Annotated in this window: 18 protein-coding genes and 1 tRNA gene; 5 read left to right on the forward strand and 14 right to left on the reverse strand. The window is 67.2% G+C overall.

The window, feature by feature from the left end:
• Positions 1–93: 93 nt before the first annotated feature.
• Positions 94–669 carry a YdcF family protein gene (locus tag BZF57_RS05810; RefSeq protein ID WP_086735593.1) on the reverse strand — a complete coding sequence of 192 codons (576 nt, stop codon included), beginning with the start codon at positions 667–669 and terminating at the stop codon, positions 94–96.
• Entirely contained in the window at positions 666–1,304 is a 639-nt protein-coding gene (thiE, locus tag BZF57_RS05815; protein ID WP_086735595.1) for a thiamine phosphate synthase, read from the reverse strand. The genes BZF57_RS05810 and thiE overlap by 4 nt, the downstream gene beginning before the upstream one ends.
• A gap of 79 nt (positions 1,305–1,383) precedes the next feature.
• Between thiE and BZF57_RS05820 the strand changes: the two genes are divergently transcribed.
• Positions 1,384–1,803 carry a hypothetical protein gene (locus BZF57_RS05820; protein WP_143738368.1) on the forward strand — a complete coding sequence of 140 codons (420 nt, stop codon included), beginning with the start codon at positions 1,384–1,386 and terminating at the stop codon, positions 1,801–1,803.
• Positions 1,804–1,816: 13 nt separating this feature from the next.
• Here BZF57_RS05820 and BZF57_RS05825 read toward each other — a convergent pair whose 3' ends face one another.
• From BZF57_RS05825 to tkt, 6 genes are all read right to left on the reverse strand, one after another.
• Positions 1,817–2,701, reverse strand: coding sequence for a fructose bisphosphate aldolase (locus BZF57_RS05825; protein WP_086735599.1), 885 nt, complete (start codon positions 2,699–2,701; stop codon positions 1,817–1,819).
• Between the two features lie 124 nt (positions 2,702–2,825).
• Complete coding sequence (locus BZF57_RS05830; protein ID WP_086735601.1) at positions 2,826–3,278, reverse strand: PaaI family thioesterase; 453 nt, start codon at positions 3,276–3,278, stop codon at positions 2,826–2,828.
• Positions 3,279–3,280: 2 nt separating this feature from the next.
• Positions 3,281–3,706 carry a DUF4440 domain-containing protein gene (locus tag BZF57_RS05835; RefSeq protein ID WP_086735603.1) on the reverse strand — a complete coding sequence of 142 codons (426 nt, stop codon included), beginning with the start codon at positions 3,704–3,706 and terminating at the stop codon, positions 3,281–3,283.
• 3 nt (positions 3,707–3,709) lie between these two features.
• Entirely contained in the window at positions 3,710–4,915 is a 1,206-nt protein-coding gene (locus BZF57_RS05840) for a phosphoglycerate kinase (RefSeq protein WP_086735998.1), read from the reverse strand.
• A 133-nt stretch (positions 4,916–5,048) separates the two neighbouring features.
• Positions 5,049–6,056: a type I glyceraldehyde-3-phosphate dehydrogenase gene (gene gap / locus BZF57_RS05845; RefSeq protein ID WP_086735605.1), complete on the reverse strand. Its 1,008-nt coding sequence runs from the start codon at positions 6,054–6,056 to the stop codon at positions 5,049–5,051.
• A 15-nt stretch (positions 6,057–6,071) separates the two neighbouring features.
• The gene (tkt, locus tag BZF57_RS05850) at positions 6,072–8,069 is read right to left on the reverse strand and encodes a transketolase (RefSeq protein ID WP_086735607.1); all 1,998 of its coding nucleotides are present in this window, start codon (positions 8,067–8,069) and stop codon (positions 6,072–6,074) included.
• 203 nt (positions 8,070–8,272) lie between these two features.
• On the opposite strand from tkt, the gene BZF57_RS05855 reads away from it, so the two are divergent.
• The 4 genes from BZF57_RS05855 to BZF57_RS05870 all read left to right on the forward strand — a co-directional run bounded on the left by BZF57_RS05855 (position 8,273) and on the right by BZF57_RS05870 (position 10,208).
• Positions 8,273–8,488, forward strand: a complete 216-nt coding sequence (locus tag BZF57_RS05855; RefSeq protein ID WP_086735609.1) for a hypothetical protein — start codon at positions 8,273–8,275, stop codon at positions 8,486–8,488.
• Positions 8,488–8,979, forward strand: coding sequence for a cell division protein ZapA (locus BZF57_RS05860; protein WP_086735611.1), 492 nt, complete (start codon positions 8,488–8,490; stop codon positions 8,977–8,979). Before BZF57_RS05855 ends, BZF57_RS05860 begins: the two co-directional genes overlap by 1 nt.
• A 426-nt stretch (positions 8,980–9,405) precedes the next feature.
• Positions 9,406–9,984 carry a 5-formyltetrahydrofolate cyclo-ligase gene (locus tag BZF57_RS05865; RefSeq protein WP_086735613.1) on the forward strand — a complete coding sequence of 193 codons (579 nt, stop codon included), beginning with the start codon at positions 9,406–9,408 and terminating at the stop codon, positions 9,982–9,984.
• Positions 9,984–10,208: a DUF2842 domain-containing protein gene (locus tag BZF57_RS05870; protein WP_086735616.1), complete on the forward strand. Its 225-nt coding sequence runs from the start codon at positions 9,984–9,986 to the stop codon at positions 10,206–10,208. Before BZF57_RS05865 ends, BZF57_RS05870 begins: the two co-directional genes overlap by 1 nt.
• Positions 10,209–10,287: 79 nt before the next feature.
• Here BZF57_RS05870 and BZF57_RS05875 read toward each other — a convergent pair.
• The 6 genes from BZF57_RS05875 to thyA all read right to left on the reverse strand — a co-directional run bounded on the left by BZF57_RS05875 (position 10,288) and on the right by thyA (position 15,824).
• Positions 10,288–10,364 (reverse strand) — tRNA-Asp (locus tag BZF57_RS05875).
• 119 nt (positions 10,365–10,483) lie between these two features.
• Positions 10,484–11,050 (reverse strand): YdeI/OmpD-associated family protein, encoded by a 567-nt coding sequence (locus tag BZF57_RS05880; protein ID WP_086735618.1) that lies wholly within the window; start codon positions 11,048–11,050, stop codon positions 10,484–10,486.
• A 33-nt stretch (positions 11,051–11,083) separates the two neighbouring features.
• A complete protein-coding gene (locus BZF57_RS05885) occupies positions 11,084–12,373 on the reverse strand; it encodes a dihydrolipoamide acetyltransferase family protein (RefSeq protein ID WP_086735621.1) in 1,290 nt (429 codons plus the stop codon).
• Between the two features lie 7 nt (positions 12,374–12,380).
• Positions 12,381–13,448, reverse strand: a complete 1,068-nt coding sequence (locus BZF57_RS05890; protein WP_206073200.1) for an alpha-ketoacid dehydrogenase subunit beta — start codon at positions 13,446–13,448, stop codon at positions 12,381–12,383.
• Positions 13,445–14,740, reverse strand: a complete 1,296-nt coding sequence (locus BZF57_RS05895; RefSeq protein ID WP_086735623.1) for a thiamine pyrophosphate-dependent enzyme — start codon at positions 14,738–14,740, stop codon at positions 13,445–13,447. Before BZF57_RS05895 ends, BZF57_RS05890 begins: the two co-directional genes overlap by 4 nt.
• Before the next feature lie 115 nt (positions 14,741–14,855).
• A complete protein-coding gene (gene thyA / locus BZF57_RS05900) occupies positions 14,856–15,824 on the reverse strand; it encodes a thymidylate synthase (protein ID WP_086735626.1) in 969 nt (322 codons plus the stop codon).
• Between the last annotated feature and the right edge of the window lie 44 nt (positions 15,825–15,868).

Genomic DNA, 15,868 nt, shown 5'->3' on the forward strand with positions numbered 1-15,868 from the left:
GCCTGAGCCGGGACCCCGCTTCTTCAGCCGCGCACGAAACTTGCAGAGCCCCAGATCACGTCCGAGGTAATGGTGTCCTTGGCATCGCCGCCCTCACCGCCCCGCAAGCCAGTGGACATGCATGAACCAAACTTCGCGCGCGAGAAAAGGTAGCTGCGTGCCGAGGCTGCGGTAGCGTGTGGTGGGTGTGGGCGACGCTTGTGCGGCAAACCCCTCGCTCGCCGCCATCGCCATGGCACGACGCATGTGGAGCGGGTCGGACACGATCAGCACCGTTGCACGCGCTTCTTCGCCTAGCACGGCCCGGGCGTTGGCAAGGTTTTCGCGGGTGGTGCGCGAGCGCTCTTCCCTGAGGATCGCCGCATCGGGCACGCCGTGCGCTTGCAGATAGGCCGCGCCCGCCGCGGCCTCGGACAGGATGTCTTCGGGCGAGCGACCGCCGGTCACCAGAACGCGTGCCGCCCTGCCCTCCCGGTAAAGCGCTGCGGCATGGTCGAGCCGCGCGGCGAACACCGGCGAGGGCGCATCGCCGATCACCGCCGCGCCGAGCACGATGGCGGTCTCCCCGCGCTCCGTGCCGGTGAGGGCGGGGCCGATGGCGATCCAAACGGCCACCGCGCAGAGCCACAGGACAATCGCCACCATCGCCAAGGCGAGGCGGCGCTTCACCCCCGCATGACCTTCGCAAAAGCCTCGATCGCGGCGACCTCGTCCCCGCCCCACACGGCGTGGCTGACGGCGAGGAAGTCCGCGCCCGCCTCGACCAGCGGCTTGCAGTTCTCCGGCGTGATCCCGCCGATGGCGACGCAGGGGATTTCGAACAGCTGCGTCCACCAGCTCAGCAGCTCGGGCGTCGGGCGCTCGGCGTCGCCCTTGTCCTTGGTGGACGAGGGGAAGAAGGCTCCGAAAGCGACATAGTCCGCCCCCGCCTCGCCCGCTTCCATCGCCATGTGGCGGCTGGCGTGGCAGGTGACGCCGATCTGCGCCTCGCGGCCGAGCTGAGCGCGGGCGTCCTTGGGCGAGCCGTCATCCTGCCCGAGATGCACCCCGTCGGCCTTGAGGCGCTTCGCCAGCGCGACCGAATCGTTGACGATGAAGGCCACGTCATGCGCGGCGCAGATCGCCTGAAGCGGCGCGGCGAGGCGGGCGGCCTCGTGCTGGTCGATATCCTTCACGCGGAACTGGAAGGCGGTGACAAGATCGCCGTGCCGCCGCGCCCCTGCGGCGAGCGCGCGCTCGAGCTTTGCAGGAAACTCGCCGCCGACATCGAGCGGGCTGATGAGATAGAGCTGGGTCTGGGTCATGGCGCGCTGCGCTAGTGATTTGTCGCGCGAATGTCACCTGTTCAGGCGACCGTCAGCCACGCGGGCCCTTAAGCGGGGCATGACACAGATGCTCCGCACCCCCCTTCGTTTTGCCGCCCCCGCCCTGCTCCTTGCTGGCCTGTCCGCCTGCGCGGTGATCCCCGATGCGCCACGCCCCGAAAGCGTCGCCGTGCCGCAGGGGAGCGCCGTGGCGCTCGGACAGGCGGTGCAGGTCGGCAGCGTGGTCGCGACCCCGATGGAGGTGGTCGAGGACAGCCGCTGCCCGATCAACGCGCGCTGCATCTGGGCCGGGCGGCTGGTGGTGAAGACCCGCATCGACGGCCCCGGCTGGCGCGACACCGCCGACCTGACGCTGGGCGAGCCGTGGAGCACCCACGGCCTCGTCCTCGCGCTGGTCTCAGGCGAGCCGGGGAAGATGGCGGGCGAAGGTCAGGAGACCCCGAAGGAGGCCTACCGCTTCACGTATGAAATGAAGTGACCGGCGGGATGCGTTAGACGCTCGCGCTGGCGATCTGGTCGATTGCCTTGCCGAGCACAGTGTTGAATTCCTCGTCCGACTGCTGCTTGCGCAGGTCCTGGAGCAGCCCGCGGCTGAAGCTCGCGATCATGCCGGGGTTGTTGGCGAGCCGCGCGCAGGCCTCTTCGGTCGAGAACCCGCCCGACAGCGCGACGACGCGCAGCACCTTGGGGTGATTGACGAGCGGGGTGTAGAGGCCGGCGGTTGCCGGAATCGAGAGCTTGAGCATCACCTGCTGGCCCTCGGGCAGCGCGTCGAGGTGCTTCGTGATTTCCGCGAGCAGGATGGCCTCGCCCTCGGCGCGGTCTTCGGCGGTGATGTCGTATTCGGGCTCGATGATCGGCATCAGGCCTGCCGCGATGATCTGCGCGCCGACTTCGAACTGCTGGGCGACCACTGCGGCGATCCCGGCGGGGTTCGCGGACTTGATCACCGAGCGCATCTTGGTGCCGAACATGCCGGCCGCCACCGACTTTTCGAGCAGCGCGGCGAGCTTCACCATCGGCTTCATCAGCTGCACGCCGTCGGCTTCATCGGCGAGGCCCTCGTCGACCTTGATGAAGGGCACGATCCCGCGCGCCTTGAGGGCATCGCCGGTGGTCTTGCCGTCGACCATCCCGTCCATCGTCTTCTCGAACAGGATCGCGCCGATCACCTTGCCGCTGGAAAAGCACGGCGCGGTGATGACGCGGGCGCGCATGGCGTGAATCTGGGCGAACATTTCCTCGTCACCCGACCACTCCGAATCCTCCACCCCGTAGCCCCGCAGCGCCTTGGGGGTCGAGCCGCCCGACTGGTCGAGCGCGGCGATGAACCCCTGTCCAGTGGCGATGCGGGTCGTCATGTCGAGGGTGTTCATGGCTGGCTTTCTCCGGCGTCAAATGGGTTGGGTGTGCGGCCCGTCTGCCGTCTATGCATACCTATGCACAGACCGTTTGAAGCGCACTTAGCGAGCACCGCGGGATGCTGCAACCGCGAAGAACTCAGCGCCGCGCGAGCCTGCGGATAATGCCGGTGAAACTGAGCGCGGGCTTGCCGTCGCCCGTCACCAAACCGCGCACGAAGATCGTCTTCCCGCCTCCGCGCGTCACCTCGCCGCGCGCCTCGACCAGCGCGCCTTCGTTGATCGAGCCGAGGAAATCGCCCGAGAGGTTCAATGTCACCGCATGGTCGCCCTTCAGCTCGTCGGTAGCGATGGCGAAGAGCGCGAAATCGGCGAAGGTCAGCATGCAGCCGCCATGCATGAAGCCGCCGCCGTTCATGTGGCGGGCCTCGGCACGGAAGGCGCTGACGTAGGAGCCGTCCGCCTCGCGCCGGTGGAAGAACGGACCGGAGCGGGTCTCGTAAGGATCGCCCAGCCAATATTGCCACCCGGCGAATTCGCCCTCCTGCATGGTGGTCAGCTGGCCGAAGCTCTGTTCGTTGGCGTCGCTCATGTTCACTTCCACAGCTGGAGCTTGCTGACGGCGACCGCGATGCTGTCGTCCGGATCGAGCCGGGCGATGCTGCGCTCGGCCAGCTTGAACCCGCCGATCGCGCCCTTGCGCCACAGGTCGGTGACGAGAAACCCGCCCGTCCAGACCCTGGTCCCGAATGCGAGTTCGAGTTCCGCGCCGGCAACGAACCACGCGCTCTTGCCGTGGCGGCGCACCACCACCTCGCGGAAGGCGAAACGGGTGCAGGCAAAGCCGCGTCCCATCGCCTCGAGGAAACTCGGCCGATCAAGCAGTTGCGGCGGCGTGCTGCCAACCAGCATCATGAAATCGCGCGCCAGCAGCTTCTTCATCGCCTTGGGATCGCCCGCGACCCAGGCGCGCATCTGCCCGAGCACCAGCGCTTCGATCTCGGCTTCGCCCACGGCCACGGATCAGCCCTCGAGCGCGGCGACGCCGGGCAGGATGCGGCCTTCCATCCATTCGAGGAATGCGCCCCCAGCGGTTGAAATATAGGTGAAATCCTCCGAGGCCCCCGCATGGGCGAGCGCCGCGACGGTGTCCCCGCCCCCGGCCACGCTGGTAAGCGAGCCTTCCAGCGTCAGCGCGGCCGCCGTGCGCGCGAGCGCGACGGTGGCGGCATCGAAGGGCTCGGTCTCGAAGGCGCCCATCGGCCCGTTCCACACCAGCGTGCGGCAGGTCTTGAGGACATCGGCCAGCGCTTCGACCGCGGTGGGGCCGACATCGAGGATCATCTCGTCCTCGGCAACCTCGTGGACATTGCAGACCCGCAGGGAGGCGGGGTTGGCGGCGAATTCCTTCGCGACGACAACGTCATAGGGCAGGTGCACGGTGCAGCCCTGGGCGTCCGCCTCGTCCATGATCTTTGCGACCGTCGGGGCAAGGTCATGCTCGCACAGGCTCTTGCCGACATTCACCCCGCGCGCGGCGAGGAAGGTGTTGGCCATGCCGCCGCCGATGATCAGGTGCTGGACCTTGCCGACGAGGTTTTCGAGCACGGCAAGCTTGGTCGAGACCTTGGCCCCGCCGACGACCGCCGCCACCGGCTGTTCGGGCGTGCCGAGGGCTGCGTCCAGTGCCTTGAGCTCTGCCTCCATCGAGCGGCCCGCATAGGCCGGCAGCAGGTGCGCCAGCCCCTCGGTGGTCGCGTGGGCACGGTGCGCGGCGCTGAAGGCGTCGTTGACGTAGAGCGTGCCGTGGGCGGCAATCGCCTTGGCCAGTTCGGGATCGTTCTTTTCCTCGCCCGGCCAGAAGCGGGTGTTGTCGAGCAGGGCAATGTCGCCCGCGCGCAGGATCGACGTCACCGCCTGGTCGACCACGGGGCCCGCGATCTCGGGGATGAACATGATCTCCTTGCCGATCACCCGCTCGACATCGCCGATCACCATGCTGGTCGAAAGCGTGGAGGAGCGCGCACCGCCAGGGCGGCCGAAGTGGGCGAGCAGCAGCACCTTCGCGCCGCGCTCCGACAGTTCGAGGATGGTGGGCTTCACCGCCTCGACCCGGGTGACGTCGGTGGCCGAGCCGTCCTTCATCGGCAGATTGAGGTCGACACGCACCAGCGCGACCTCGCCGGCGAGATCGGCGGGGAGATCATCGAGGGTCTTGAACTTGGGCATTTTCATCTCCTGACCCCCTCCCGCTTGCGGGAGGGGAGCGAGACTTGCCAGCTTGCTGGCTAGTCGCAGCGGGGTGGGAGATGATGCACGCGCCCACCCCCGGCCCCTCCCGCAAGCGGGAGGGGTGATGGGTTTACAAGAACTTCGCCACCACGCCGGCGGTGTCGATCATGCGGTTGGAGAAGCCCCATTCGTTGTCATACCAGCTGACGACGCGGGCGAGCTTGCCTTCCATGACCGAGGTCTCGAGGCTGTCGACCGTCGAGGACGCGGGGTAGTGGTTGAAGTCCGAGCTGACGAGCGGCTGGTCGGTGTAGTCGAGCACGCCCTTCATCGGGCCCTCGGCAGCGGCCTTCAATGCAGCGTTGATCTCCTCGGCGGTGGTGTCGCGCGAGGGCACGAAGACGAGGTCGACCATCGAGACGTTCGGGGTCGGCACGCGCACCGACGAACCGTCGAGCTTGCCCTTCAGTTCGGGCAGCACCAGGCCCACCGCGCGCGCGGCGCCGGTGGTGGTCGGGATCATGTTCTGCGCACCCGCACGGGCGCGGCGCAGGTCCGAGTGGATCTGGTCGAGCATGCGCTGGTCGTTGGTGTAGGAGTGGATCGTGGTCATGAAGCCGCGCTCGATCCCGATCGCGTCATTGAGCACCTTGGCCACCGGCGCGAGGCAGTTGGTGGTGCAGCTTGCGTTGGAGATGATCACGTCCTCGGCGGTCAGCGTCTCGTGGTTGACGCCGTAGACGATGGTCTTGGACACGCCGGTCGCGGGCGCCGAGATGACGACGCGCTTGGCGCCCGCGGCGAGGTGCGGGCGGCTCGCCTCGTCCGACTGGAAGAAGCCAGTGCACTCGAGCACGATGTCGATGCCCATCGCGGCATGCGGAAGGTTGGCGGGGTCACGCTCCTTGGTCACGGCGATGCGCTTGCCGTTGACGAGGATCGCGTCGCCATCGGCGGTCACTTCGCCGTTGAAGCGGCCGTGGACCGAATCGAAGGCGAACAGCAGCGCATTGGCCTTGGCATCGGCGAGGTCGTTGATCGCGACCAGTTCGAGATCGTGGTCGGTGCGCTCGAGAATGGCGCGGGCGACGAGACGGCCGATGCGGCCGAAGCCGTTGATGGCGACTTTGGTAGCCATGAGAGGTACTCCTGCTTAGTTCTTGAGCTTGCTCAGGATTTGCGGAACGATCTTGTCCGCGGTGAAACCGAAATGGGCAAACAGGTCTTCCGCCGGGGCCGAAGCGCCGAAGGTGTCGAGCCCGATATTGAGGCCGCTGCGGCCGGTGTAGCGTTCCCACCCGAGGGTCGAGCCTGCCTCGATCGAAACGATCAGAGCATCGGCGGGGAGGATGTCGGCCTTGTAGGCTTCAGACTGGGCGTCGAACAGCTCGGTGCAGGGCATCGAGACGACGTCGGCGCCGATCCCCTGCGCTTCCAGAGCCTCGGCGCATTCCATCGCAAGCGCGACTTCCGAGCCGGTGGCGACCAGCACGACCTTGCGCTCCGCCATCGCCTCGCGCAGGCGATAGCCGCCCCTGGCGCTGCGGTTGGTGTCCTGAGTCCACGCCTCGTCCCCTTCCCCGCGCAGCTGCGGCAGGTTCTGGCGGGTGAGCGCCAGCACCGAAGGGGTCTCGGGGGTCGAGAGCGCCAACGCCCAGCACTCCGCCGTCTCGATCACGTCGGCGGGGCGATAAACATTGAGGTTGGGGATCAGGCGCAGGCTCATCACCTGTTCGACCGGCTGGTGGGTCGGCCCGTCCTCGCCAAGGCCGATGGAGTCATGCGTCAGCACATAGACCACGCCGGTCTGCTGGAGCGCCGAGAGGCGGATCGCGTTGCGGCAATAGTCGGAGAAGATCAGGAAGGTGCCGCCATAGGGCACGATCCCGCCATGCAGCGCCATGCCGTTCATCGCCGCGGCCATGCCGAACTCGCGGATGCCGTAATAGATGTAGCGTCCCGAATATTCGTCGGCGCTCATCGGCAGGGTCGAGGGCGTCTTGGTATTGTTCGAGCCGGTAAGGTCGGCCGAGCCGCCCACCAGCTGCGGCAGCGCGGCGGTCAGGGGCCCAAGCGCCATTTCGGACGCCTTGCGGGTCGCGACCTTCTGCGGGTTGGTGGCAAGCCCGCACACATAGGCCTCGATCGCGGCCGGCACGCGGGGCGTGATCGGCGCGAGCTGGGCGAGGAATTCGTCCTTCTTGGCCGAAGCTTCGAGCCGCCCGGCCCATGCCCCATGCGCGGCGCGGCCCGGCTCTGCGGCGCTGTGCCAGTCGGCGAGGATTTCGGACGGCACCACGAAAGGCTCGTGCGACCAGCCCAGCTCCTCGCGCGCGGCGGCCACTTCCGCCCCGCCGAGCGCCGCGCCGTGAACGCCGCTGGTACCCTGCTTGTTGGGCGCGCCCTTGCCGATCAGCGTGCGGCAGGCGATCAACGAGGGGCGCGGATCAGCCTTCGCCTCGGCGAGCGCACGGTCGATATCGGCGAAGTCATGCCCGTCGCACTCGGTCACGTGCCATCCGGTCGCGATATAGCGCGCCTTGATGTCCTCCGAGGACGACAGGTCGGTCGCCCCGTCGATAGTGATGCGGTTGTCGTCCCACAGCACGTTGAGGCGGCCGAGCTTGAGGTGCCCCGCAAGGCCGATCGCCTCGTGGTTGATGCCTTCCATCAGGCAGCCGTCACCCGCAATCACCCAGGTGCGGTGGTCGACCAGCTCGTCGCCATAGACCGCATTGAGGTGCCGCTCGGCCATCGCCATGCCCACCGCCATCGCGAGGCCCTGCCCCAGCGGGCCGGTGGTGCATTCGACGCCCGGGATCAGGAAGTTCTCGGGGTGACCCGCGCAAGGGCTGCCGAGCTTGCGGAAATTGCGGATGTCGTCAATCGTCGGCGAGGCATAGCCCGTCAGATAGAGCAGGCTGTAGATCAGCATCGAGCCGTGACCGGCGCTCAGCACGAAGCGGTCACGGTCGGCCCAGTCGGGCGCGGCCGGATCGAACTTCAGATGCTGCGTGAACAGCACGGTCGCCGCATCGGCCATGCCCATCGGCATCCCCGGGTGGCCCGAATTGGCGGCCTCGACCGCGTCCATCGAAAGGGCGCGGATGGCATTGGCCATCGGCTGAAGACGGGCGGCATCGAGGCTCATCGGCACGCTGTTCTCCTGCGGGAGCCCTGCGCGCCTTGCGCGTGCGATTCGAGCCCCGGTTTAGGTCGGCTGTGCCATTGCCGAGGGGACGGGGGAGGTCAACCTTGCGCGCGCAGTTCGTCGCCCGCGCCGGTCCGCACACTTATCAACAGCCCCGCCCAAGGCTTTGCGCAAGCTTCCTTCTGTTGGTATCGATATGGCCCATGAGTGCCGACCGCATCGCCGCTGCCCTTGCCCGGATCGAGGCCGCCATGGCCCGCATCGATGCGGCGCGCGAGGCGGCTGCTTCGGGCGATGCGCGCGGCGGCAGCGCTTCGGCACGGGTGGTCGAACTCGTCAACGTCCATGAGAAGCTGCGCGAACAAGTCGCAGAAAGCCTTCGCGAACTTGACGATCTGCTGGCCCAGCTGGAGGATTGATGAGCACCGTCACTCTCAGCATCGGCCCCAAGAGCTACACCGTCGCCTGTGCCGACGGGCAGGAAGCGCACATCAAGGCGCTGGGCGCGATGATCGCGGAGAAATACGCGCAGCTCGGGTCGGCCCGCGCGCCGCTGGAGGCGGAGAACCTCCTCTTCGCCGCGCTGTTCATGGCCGACGAGCTCGATCAGGCCCGAAAGCGCCTCGCCGAAAAGCCCGAGCCGGCCCCTGCGGCCGAGCCGGTCGATCCCGAGGCGCTCGCCGCGCTGCAGAACGCCATCGCCGCGCTGGAGGCCGACCTGGCCGCCGCCCGCGAGGCAGCGGCCCGCCCTGCCCCGGCTCCGGCACCCGCGACTCCGCAATTCGACCTGTTCGGCGGCGCTGCGGCACCCGATCCGCACACCGAAGAGATCGCCGCCCGCCTCGAAGCCCTTGCCGAGCGGGCCGAGGCGAATGCGGCTGCGCTTGAAGCGGCCGTCCCGAGCGCCTAGATTGGCAAGCGGCGGGACTGCCCGGCACGAGCCGATTGAATATCCCTGAGGCTATAAGCAATCCAATGGGAGCTGTCCCTATCCGGGTTCACGGGTTCGTCCCGGGGTCTCGGGTATACGGCGCCCACCTGACGTTAAAGGCGTCAGAGGATTTCTAGCGCAAACGACCCATGGTGGTTCCGCCACTTTATTGATGCCCTACCGCTTCGCTGCTTGAGGGCGTTTTTGTTTTCCGCATCGCCTCCGCGATGCGATCTCCTCCAGGGGCTCGGCCCCTGCGGGGCCACCCTTCCGGGCGGCCGTTCGGCCTTGCGGCCTGCGGCCGATAATCCTCCCCTTCAGGGGAGGGGGACCACCGAAGGCGGTGGAGGGGCGAGCGGCGGTTGGCCTTGCCGCTAGGCTCTTCGGCTTCTACCGCTTGAGCCAATGAGCGATCTAACTAAAGACCAACTCCGCAAGCAGCTTCGCGCCGCGCGCCGTGCGCATGTCGAGGCGTTGCCGGATTCGATCCGCGGCCTGCTGTTCCACCGCCCACCCGCCCCGCTGCTTGCACGGATCGGGGACGAGGCGGTGATCGGGCTCTATCACGCCGCCCCGTTGGAGGCTCCCGCGGGCGGCTATGCGCGCTTCTTTCACGAGGCCGGGCACACCCTCGCCCTCCCCCGCTTTGCAGAACGCGGCGCGCCGATGACCTTCGCGCGTCACAGCGATCCCTATGCGGAGAGCGATCTGGAAGTCGGCCCCTTCGGCATGCTCCAGCCCGAAGCCGGCGCCGAGGCGCTGGTGCCCGACGTGTTGTTCGTGCCGCTGGTCGGCTTCACCCCGGCGCTCGCACGGCTCGGGCAAGGCGGTGGGCATTATGACCGCTGGCTCGCGGAACATCCCCCCGCGCTCGCCGTTGGCCTCGCATGGGACGCGCAAGCCTGCGACGCCCTGCCCACCGAAGCCCATGACAAGCCGCTCGACGCGGTCGTCACCCCCACCCGGATTTATGGACTGACCTGATGCGCGAGACCCCGACCTGGCGAATCCCCCTCGGCATCTTCGCGCTGTTTGCAGCGCTGATGGTCTATGGCGTGGTGATCGCGCGCTATGCACCCTCGATCATCGGCGGCTGGTCGGGCGGTGCGCAGACGGTGGTCTACGTGACCCTCGGCCTGATCTGGCTGCTACCCTTGCGGCGCTTCCTGATCTGGATGGAGACCGGGCGCTGGAGCCCGCCCGAATAAGGCCCTGCGCCCGGGCAAAAGAAAAGGCGGACCGAAGCCCGCCTTGCCTTGCCCTTGCGGGCTGTCCTTGAGGAACAAGTGGCGCGAGTGACGGGGCTCGAACCCGCGACCTCCGGCGTGACAGGCCGGCGCTCTAACCGACTGAGCTACACCCGCGCATCTTGTCCTTCCGAGCATTCCGGCGATGCCGTCCCGCTCGTGGAGCGCCGCCATTAGGGCCGTCGGTTGGGGCTGTCAACGGCCATATCGGCAAAAATGCGACGCCCGAAACGCGCTCAGCAATTCTCGTACTTCCAGTTGCGTTTGCGCCCCGCGGAAAGCCACGCGACCGACTGTGCGATACGCTTGTCGCGGGTTTCCTCGCGCTTGGCGTCAGCGATCCACGCGACATATTCGCGGCGGTGCGAGGGGGCGAAGCCATCGAAGGTCGCGCGCGCCGCCGGGGCTGCATCGAGCGCAGCGGCAAAGGCGGGCGGCACGGGCAATTCGGGCTTGGGCGCGCCCTTGGGCCTTGGCTTCGCGAGGTTCGCGTGCCCTGCCTGAAAGCGCGCGATCAGCGCGTCATCCGGCGGTAGATCGGCAAGGCTCTCGAGCTTGCCAAGCGCCCCCATCCCCTCCCCGCTGCGCCCTTCGTGATGGATCACCACCGAGGCATGGGCCTTGAACGCGGCGAGGCCGATGACGTTCTTACCCCCGACCATGAAGTGCGGCATCCCCCACTTGATGGTCTCCTCCGCTTCCGGCAGCGCCTGATGCACCAGCGCGCGGACGTGGGTGAGGATCGGCTCCGCGAAATCGGCAGCCTTGGCGATGTAGTCGTCGATGCGCGGATCACGGGTCATGTCGGGCACCTCCCGGCCCCGACATTACCGCAATCAGTCGACCAGCAATAGCGCCGGCGTCTCGATCAGCTTCTTCACGCCCTGAATGAAGCTCGCCGCATCGTGCCCGTCGACCACGCGGTGATCGCAGGAGATCGAGATGTTCATCAGCTTGCGCTTGGCGATGCGCTCGCCGCCCATGCCGTCGGGGACGAACATCGGGCGCTCGACGATGCGGTTGGGGCCGATGATCGCGACTTCAGGCCGGTTGATGACTGGCGTGGTCGCAACACCCCCTAGCGGCCCCAATGAGGTCACAGTGAGGGTCGAGCCCGAGAGTTCCTCCGAGGTCGCCTTGCCGCTGCGCGCGGCTTCGGCCAGGCGCCCGATCTCGCGTGCGAGCTGCCACAGGTTCTTGGCCTGCGCATCGCGAATCACCGGCACCATCAGACCGCTGTCGGTCTGCGCCGCCATGCCGAGATGCACGCTGCCGTAGCGGGTGACGACATTCGCCTCGTCATCGAAGCGCGCATTGATCATCGGATATTGCGGGATCACCTTGCAGATCGCGGTGATCAGCAACGGGAGCATGGTGAGCTTGGGCCGGTCGCCCCGTGCGGCGTTCAATTGCGCGCGCAGGTCTTCCAGATCGGTGACATCGCACTCCTCGACATAGGTGAAGTGCGGGATGTGGCGCTTGGCTGCGGCCATGTTCTGGGCGATGCGCTTCCTGAGGCCGATGACCTTGATCGTCTCGTCCGCGCGGGCCCTGCCGGCCGCACCGAAGCCGCCGTTATAGGCGAGGAAGGCGTCGAGATCGGCGTGGCGCACGCGGCCATCGGCGGCGGGCTTCACCTGTGCCAGATCGATCCCCAGATCGCGCGCGCGCTGGCGTACGGCGGGGCTGGCGAGCACCTTGGTCTCGGCCCGGTGTTCGGGCGCAGGCGCAGGCGCAGGTGCGGCGGCCGCCGCGACTTCCGCCTCGGATGCGTCGGGAGTTTCGACCTCGATCCGCTCGGCCACCTCCTCGGTGGTCGGCGCATCGGACATGTCATCCTCGATCTGCTCGGCCGCCGCTTCGGCTTCCTCCTCGGAAACCTCGCCTTCGGTCTCGATCACCAGCAGCATCGCGCCAATCGCGACCACATCGCCGACTTCGCCCGCGAGCGTCGTCACCGTGCCCGATACCGGGCTTTCGATGTCGATCGTCGCCTTGTCGGTCATCACGTCGACGATGTGCTGGTCTTCCTCGACCCGGTCGCCGACCTTCACGTGCCATTCGACGACTTCCGCCTCGGCCACGCCTTCGCCCACGTCGGGCATCTTGAAAATGAACTTGGCCATGCGTCGGTCAGTCCTTGAGAAGCTTGTCGATTGCCTCGCCGATGCGGACGGGGCCGGGGAAATAGGCCCATTCGAGGCTGTGGGGATAGGGCGTGTCGAAGCCGGTGACGCGTTCGACCGGGGCTTCGAGATGGTAGAAGCAGCGTTCGGTGACGAGCGCCGAAAGCTCCGCGCCGAAGCCCGAGGTGCGGGTCGCCTCGTGGACGATCAGGCAGCGGCCGGTCTTCTCCACCGAGGCCTCGATCGCCTTGATGTCGAGCGGCACCAGCGTGCGCAGGTCGAGGATTTCCGCATCCACGCCCTTCTCGCGGCACACGGCCTCGGCGACGTGGACCATCGTCCCATAGGCGAGCACGGTCAGCGCCTCGCCCTCGCACACGGTGCGCGCCTTGCCGAGCGGGATCTTGTAATAACCCTCGGGCACGACAGAATCTGGGTGCTTCTTCCACGGCTCGACCGGCTTGTCGTAATAGCCCGAGAAAGGGCCGTTATAGATGCGCTTGGGCTCGAAGAAGATCACCGGATCATTGTCTTCGATGGCGGAAATAAGCAGCCCCTTGGCGTCGTGGGGGGTCGCCGGGATCACGGTCTTGAGGCCCGCGACATGGGTGAACAACGCCTCGGGGCTCTGGCTGTGGGTCTGGCCGCCGAAGATGCCCCCGCCGAACGGCGAGCGCACGGTCATCGGCGCGATATAGTCGCCCGCCGAACGGTAACGCAGCCGCGCGGCTTCCGAGATCAGCTGGTCGAGGCCGGGGTAGATGTAGTCCGCAAACTGGATTTCGGGGACGGGGCGCAGGCCATAGGCCCCCATCCCCACCGCGACGCCGATGATCCCGCATTCGGAAATCGGCGTATCGAACACGCGGGTCTTGCCGTGCTTGGCCTGAAGCCCGGCGGTGGCGCGGAACACGCCGCCGAAATAGCCGACATCCTCGCCCATGATGATCACGTCGGGATCGCGCGTGAGCATGATGTCGAGCGCTTCGTTGATCGCCTCGATCATGTTGAGGCGTCGCTCATCGATCACGTTCTCGCCGAGGGTGGCAGGTGCGCTTGAAGGTTCGGGGCTCATCCGAAGGGCCTTTCCGTGCCGAACTTGGCGATGCGCTCGCGGATGGCCTGCTCGGCCTGCTCCTCGAGGTGCCAGGGCAGTTCCTCGTAGACGTCCTCGAACATGGTGTGGAACGGGTGGTGGAGGCCGTGGCCGAGGATGCCGTTCTTCTCGGCCTCCTTGGTGGTGGTCTTCACGCGCTCGGCGCATTCGAGGTCCATCGCCGCGTGGCGCTCCTCGTCCCATTCGCCAATCGCGATGAGGTGGTTCTTGAGCCGCGTGACGGGGTCACCCAGCGGCCATTCCTCACGCTCCTGCGCCGAGCGGTAGCCCGAGGGGTCGTCGGAGGTGGAGTGCCCCTCGGCGCGGTAGGTGAAGTATTCGATCAGGGTCGGCCCGTGATTGCCGCGGGCGCGGTTGGCGGCCCATTCGGCGGCGGCGTAGCAGGCGAGCGGGTCATTGCCGTCGACCCGCAGGGCCGCAATCCCGTAGCCGAGCCCGCGCGCGGCAAAAGTGGTGCGCTCGGCTCCGGCGAAGCCCGAGAAGCTCGAAATCGCCCACTGGTTGTTGACCACGTTGAGGATCACCGGCGCGTTGTAGACGGCAGCGAAGGTGCAGGCCGAGTGGAAGTCGCCCTCGGCCGTGCTGCCCTCGCCCACCCAGCTCGCAGCGATCCGGCTGTCGCCGCGAACCGCGCTCGCCATCGCCCAGCCCACCGCTTGCGGGCACTGGGTGGCGAGGTTGCCGGAGATCGAGAAGAAGCTGTGCTCGCGGCTCGAATACATGATCGGCAGCTGCCGGCCCTTCAGCTTGTCGGCCTTGTTCGAATAGATCTGGTTGATCATGTCGATCAGCGGATAGCCGCGCGCGATCAGAATCCCCTGCTGGCGATAGGAGGGGAAGATCATGTCGTCACTGGCGAGCGCCATCGCAGGCGCGATCGAGGTCGCCTCCTCGCCGGTGCACTTCATGTAGAAGCTGGTCTTGCCCTGGCGCTGGCCGCGGAACATCCGCTCGTCGAAGGCACGCACCAGCGCCATGTGGCCGAGCATCGTGCGCAGCGTATCGGGGCTGAGGCGCGGGTTCCACGGGCCGTGGGCGAGGTTGTCGTCGCCCAGCACCCGCACGAGGCCATAGGCGAGCCCTGCCATCTGCGAGGGGTGAATGCCCTCGTCCGGGCGCGGCTGGTCGCCGGGCGCGCCGATGTCGATATGCGAGAAGTCGGCTGTGTCGCCAGGCCGGTATTTCGGCTCGGGCACGTGCAGCGCCAGCGCCGGGCGGTTGCTGTCTGACGGTGCCCTTGGATCGGCCATCTCTCGCGCTCTCCCCGTGGTGATCGACCACGCGGTAAGCGGATGCGATCATTGCTTGAATACGTATTTTTATTTCAAGCGCAGGGAGCGGTCAAGCGCGGTGCGCGAAGGTCCGTCACACCGCAACAGGTGCGCTGATCGGCGGGAGCGGCGCGTAATCATGCACCACGAAATCCTCGATCACGTAGTCGAAAATTGTTTCCGGCTTTCGCGTGATCTCGAGCCTTGGGTGCCCTTGCGGCTGGCGCGCGAGCTGTTCCTCGATCAGATGCGCGTGGTTGAGGTAGAGGTGTACATCGCCCCCCATCCACACCAGCTCGCCCGGCTCCATCCCCACCTGCTGTGCGATCATCCGCGTGAGCAGCGCCGCCGACCACAGGTTGAACGGCAGGCCGAGCGCGACATCGCAGCTGCGCTGGTAGAGCACGCAATTGAGCCGTGCGTCAGCGCCCTCGCCCGCGACATGGAACTGGTAGGTCTTGTGGCACGGCGGCAGCGCCATCCGGTCGAGCTCGGCGACGTTCCAGCCCTCGATGATGTGGCGGCGGCTGCCGGGCGAGGTGCGCAGCGATTCGATCACCGCGGCGACCTGGTTGATCCCCTCGCCCTTCTCGTAGAGCCCGTCGGGGCGGTAGCGGTAGGTAGGCCAGTCGACCCACTGCTTGCCATAGACCGGGCCGAGATCGCCCCAGCGCCGCGCGAAAGCCTCGTCATCGGCGATTCGCTGGACGAAATCCTCGAGGCTCACCTGCTCGCCCGTTTCGCGGACGTAGCGCGCGTGGGGCCATTCGTTCCAGATCTTCACCCCTTGCAGCACCAGCGGGCGGATGTTGGTTTCCCCCGTGAGGAACCACAACAATTCGCGCGTCGCGGTCTTCCAGTAGACGCGCTTGGTGGTGAGCAGCGGCATCGCCCCGCCGCCGAGATCGAATCGCAGCACCGCCCCGCACACCGAGCGGGTGCCGATACCGGTGCGGTCGATCCGCTCGCTCCCTGTCTCCCAGATCTGCCGCATCAGATCGAGATACTGCTGTTCCGGGTGGATTTGCGCGGGGGAAGAGAGGGGAATCACGGTGCTGGCCATGCCGGTGACTATAGGCCGCAATTGCCCGCTTGCCACTGTGCTCA

It is taken from the genome of Erythrobacter colymbi (genome assembly GCF_002155685.1).
GTDB classification, from domain to species: Bacteria; Pseudomonadota; Alphaproteobacteria; order Sphingomonadales; family Sphingomonadaceae; genus Erythrobacter; species Erythrobacter colymbi.

Coding starts and splice junctions, on each gene's coding strand:
- thiE (WP_086735595.1), bottom strand. CDS start 1,304: ATGACCCAGACCCAGCTCTATCTCATCAGCCCGCTCGATGTCGGCGGC.
- BZF57_RS05820 (WP_143738368.1), top strand. CDS start 1,384: ATGACACAGATGCTCCGCACCCCCCTTCGTTTTGCCGCCCCCGCCCTG.
- BZF57_RS05825 (WP_086735599.1), bottom strand. CDS start 2,701: ATGAACACCCTCGACATGACGACCCGCATCGCCACTGGACAGGGGTTC.
- BZF57_RS05830 (WP_086735601.1), bottom strand. CDS start 3,278: ATGAGCGACGCCAACGAACAGAGCTTCGGCCAGCTGACCACCATGCAG.
- BZF57_RS05840 (WP_086735998.1), bottom strand. CDS start 4,915: ATGCCCAAGTTCAAGACCCTCGATGATCTCCCCGCCGATCTCGCCGGC.
- gap (WP_086735605.1), bottom strand. CDS start 6,056: ATGGCTACCAAAGTCGCCATCAACGGCTTCGGCCGCATCGGCCGTCTC.
- tkt (WP_086735607.1), bottom strand. CDS start 8,069: ATGAGCCTCGATGCCGCCCGTCTTCAGCCGATGGCCAATGCCATCCGC.
- BZF57_RS05855 (WP_086735609.1), top strand. CDS start 8,273: ATGAGTGCCGACCGCATCGCCGCTGCCCTTGCCCGGATCGAGGCCGCC.
- BZF57_RS05860 (WP_086735611.1), top strand. CDS start 8,488: ATGAGCACCGTCACTCTCAGCATCGGCCCCAAGAGCTACACCGTCGCC.
- BZF57_RS05865 (WP_086735613.1), top strand. CDS start 9,406: ATGAGCGATCTAACTAAAGACCAACTCCGCAAGCAGCTTCGCGCCGCG.
- BZF57_RS05870 (WP_086735616.1), top strand. CDS start 9,984: ATGCGCGAGACCCCGACCTGGCGAATCCCCCTCGGCATCTTCGCGCTG.
- BZF57_RS05880 (WP_086735618.1), bottom strand. CDS start 11,050: ATGACCCGTGATCCGCGCATCGACGACTACATCGCCAAGGCTGCCGAT.
- BZF57_RS05885 (WP_086735621.1), bottom strand. CDS start 12,373: ATGGCCAAGTTCATTTTCAAGATGCCCGACGTGGGCGAAGGCGTGGCC.
- BZF57_RS05890 (WP_206073200.1), bottom strand. CDS start 13,448: ATGAGCCCCGAACCTTCAAGCGCACCTGCCACCCTCGGCGAGAACGTG.
- BZF57_RS05895 (WP_086735623.1), bottom strand. CDS start 14,740: ATGGCCGATCCAAGGGCACCGTCAGACAGCAACCGCCCGGCGCTGGCG.
- thyA (WP_086735626.1), bottom strand. CDS start 15,824: ATGGCCAGCACCGTGATTCCCCTCTCTTCCCCCGCGCAAATCCACCCG.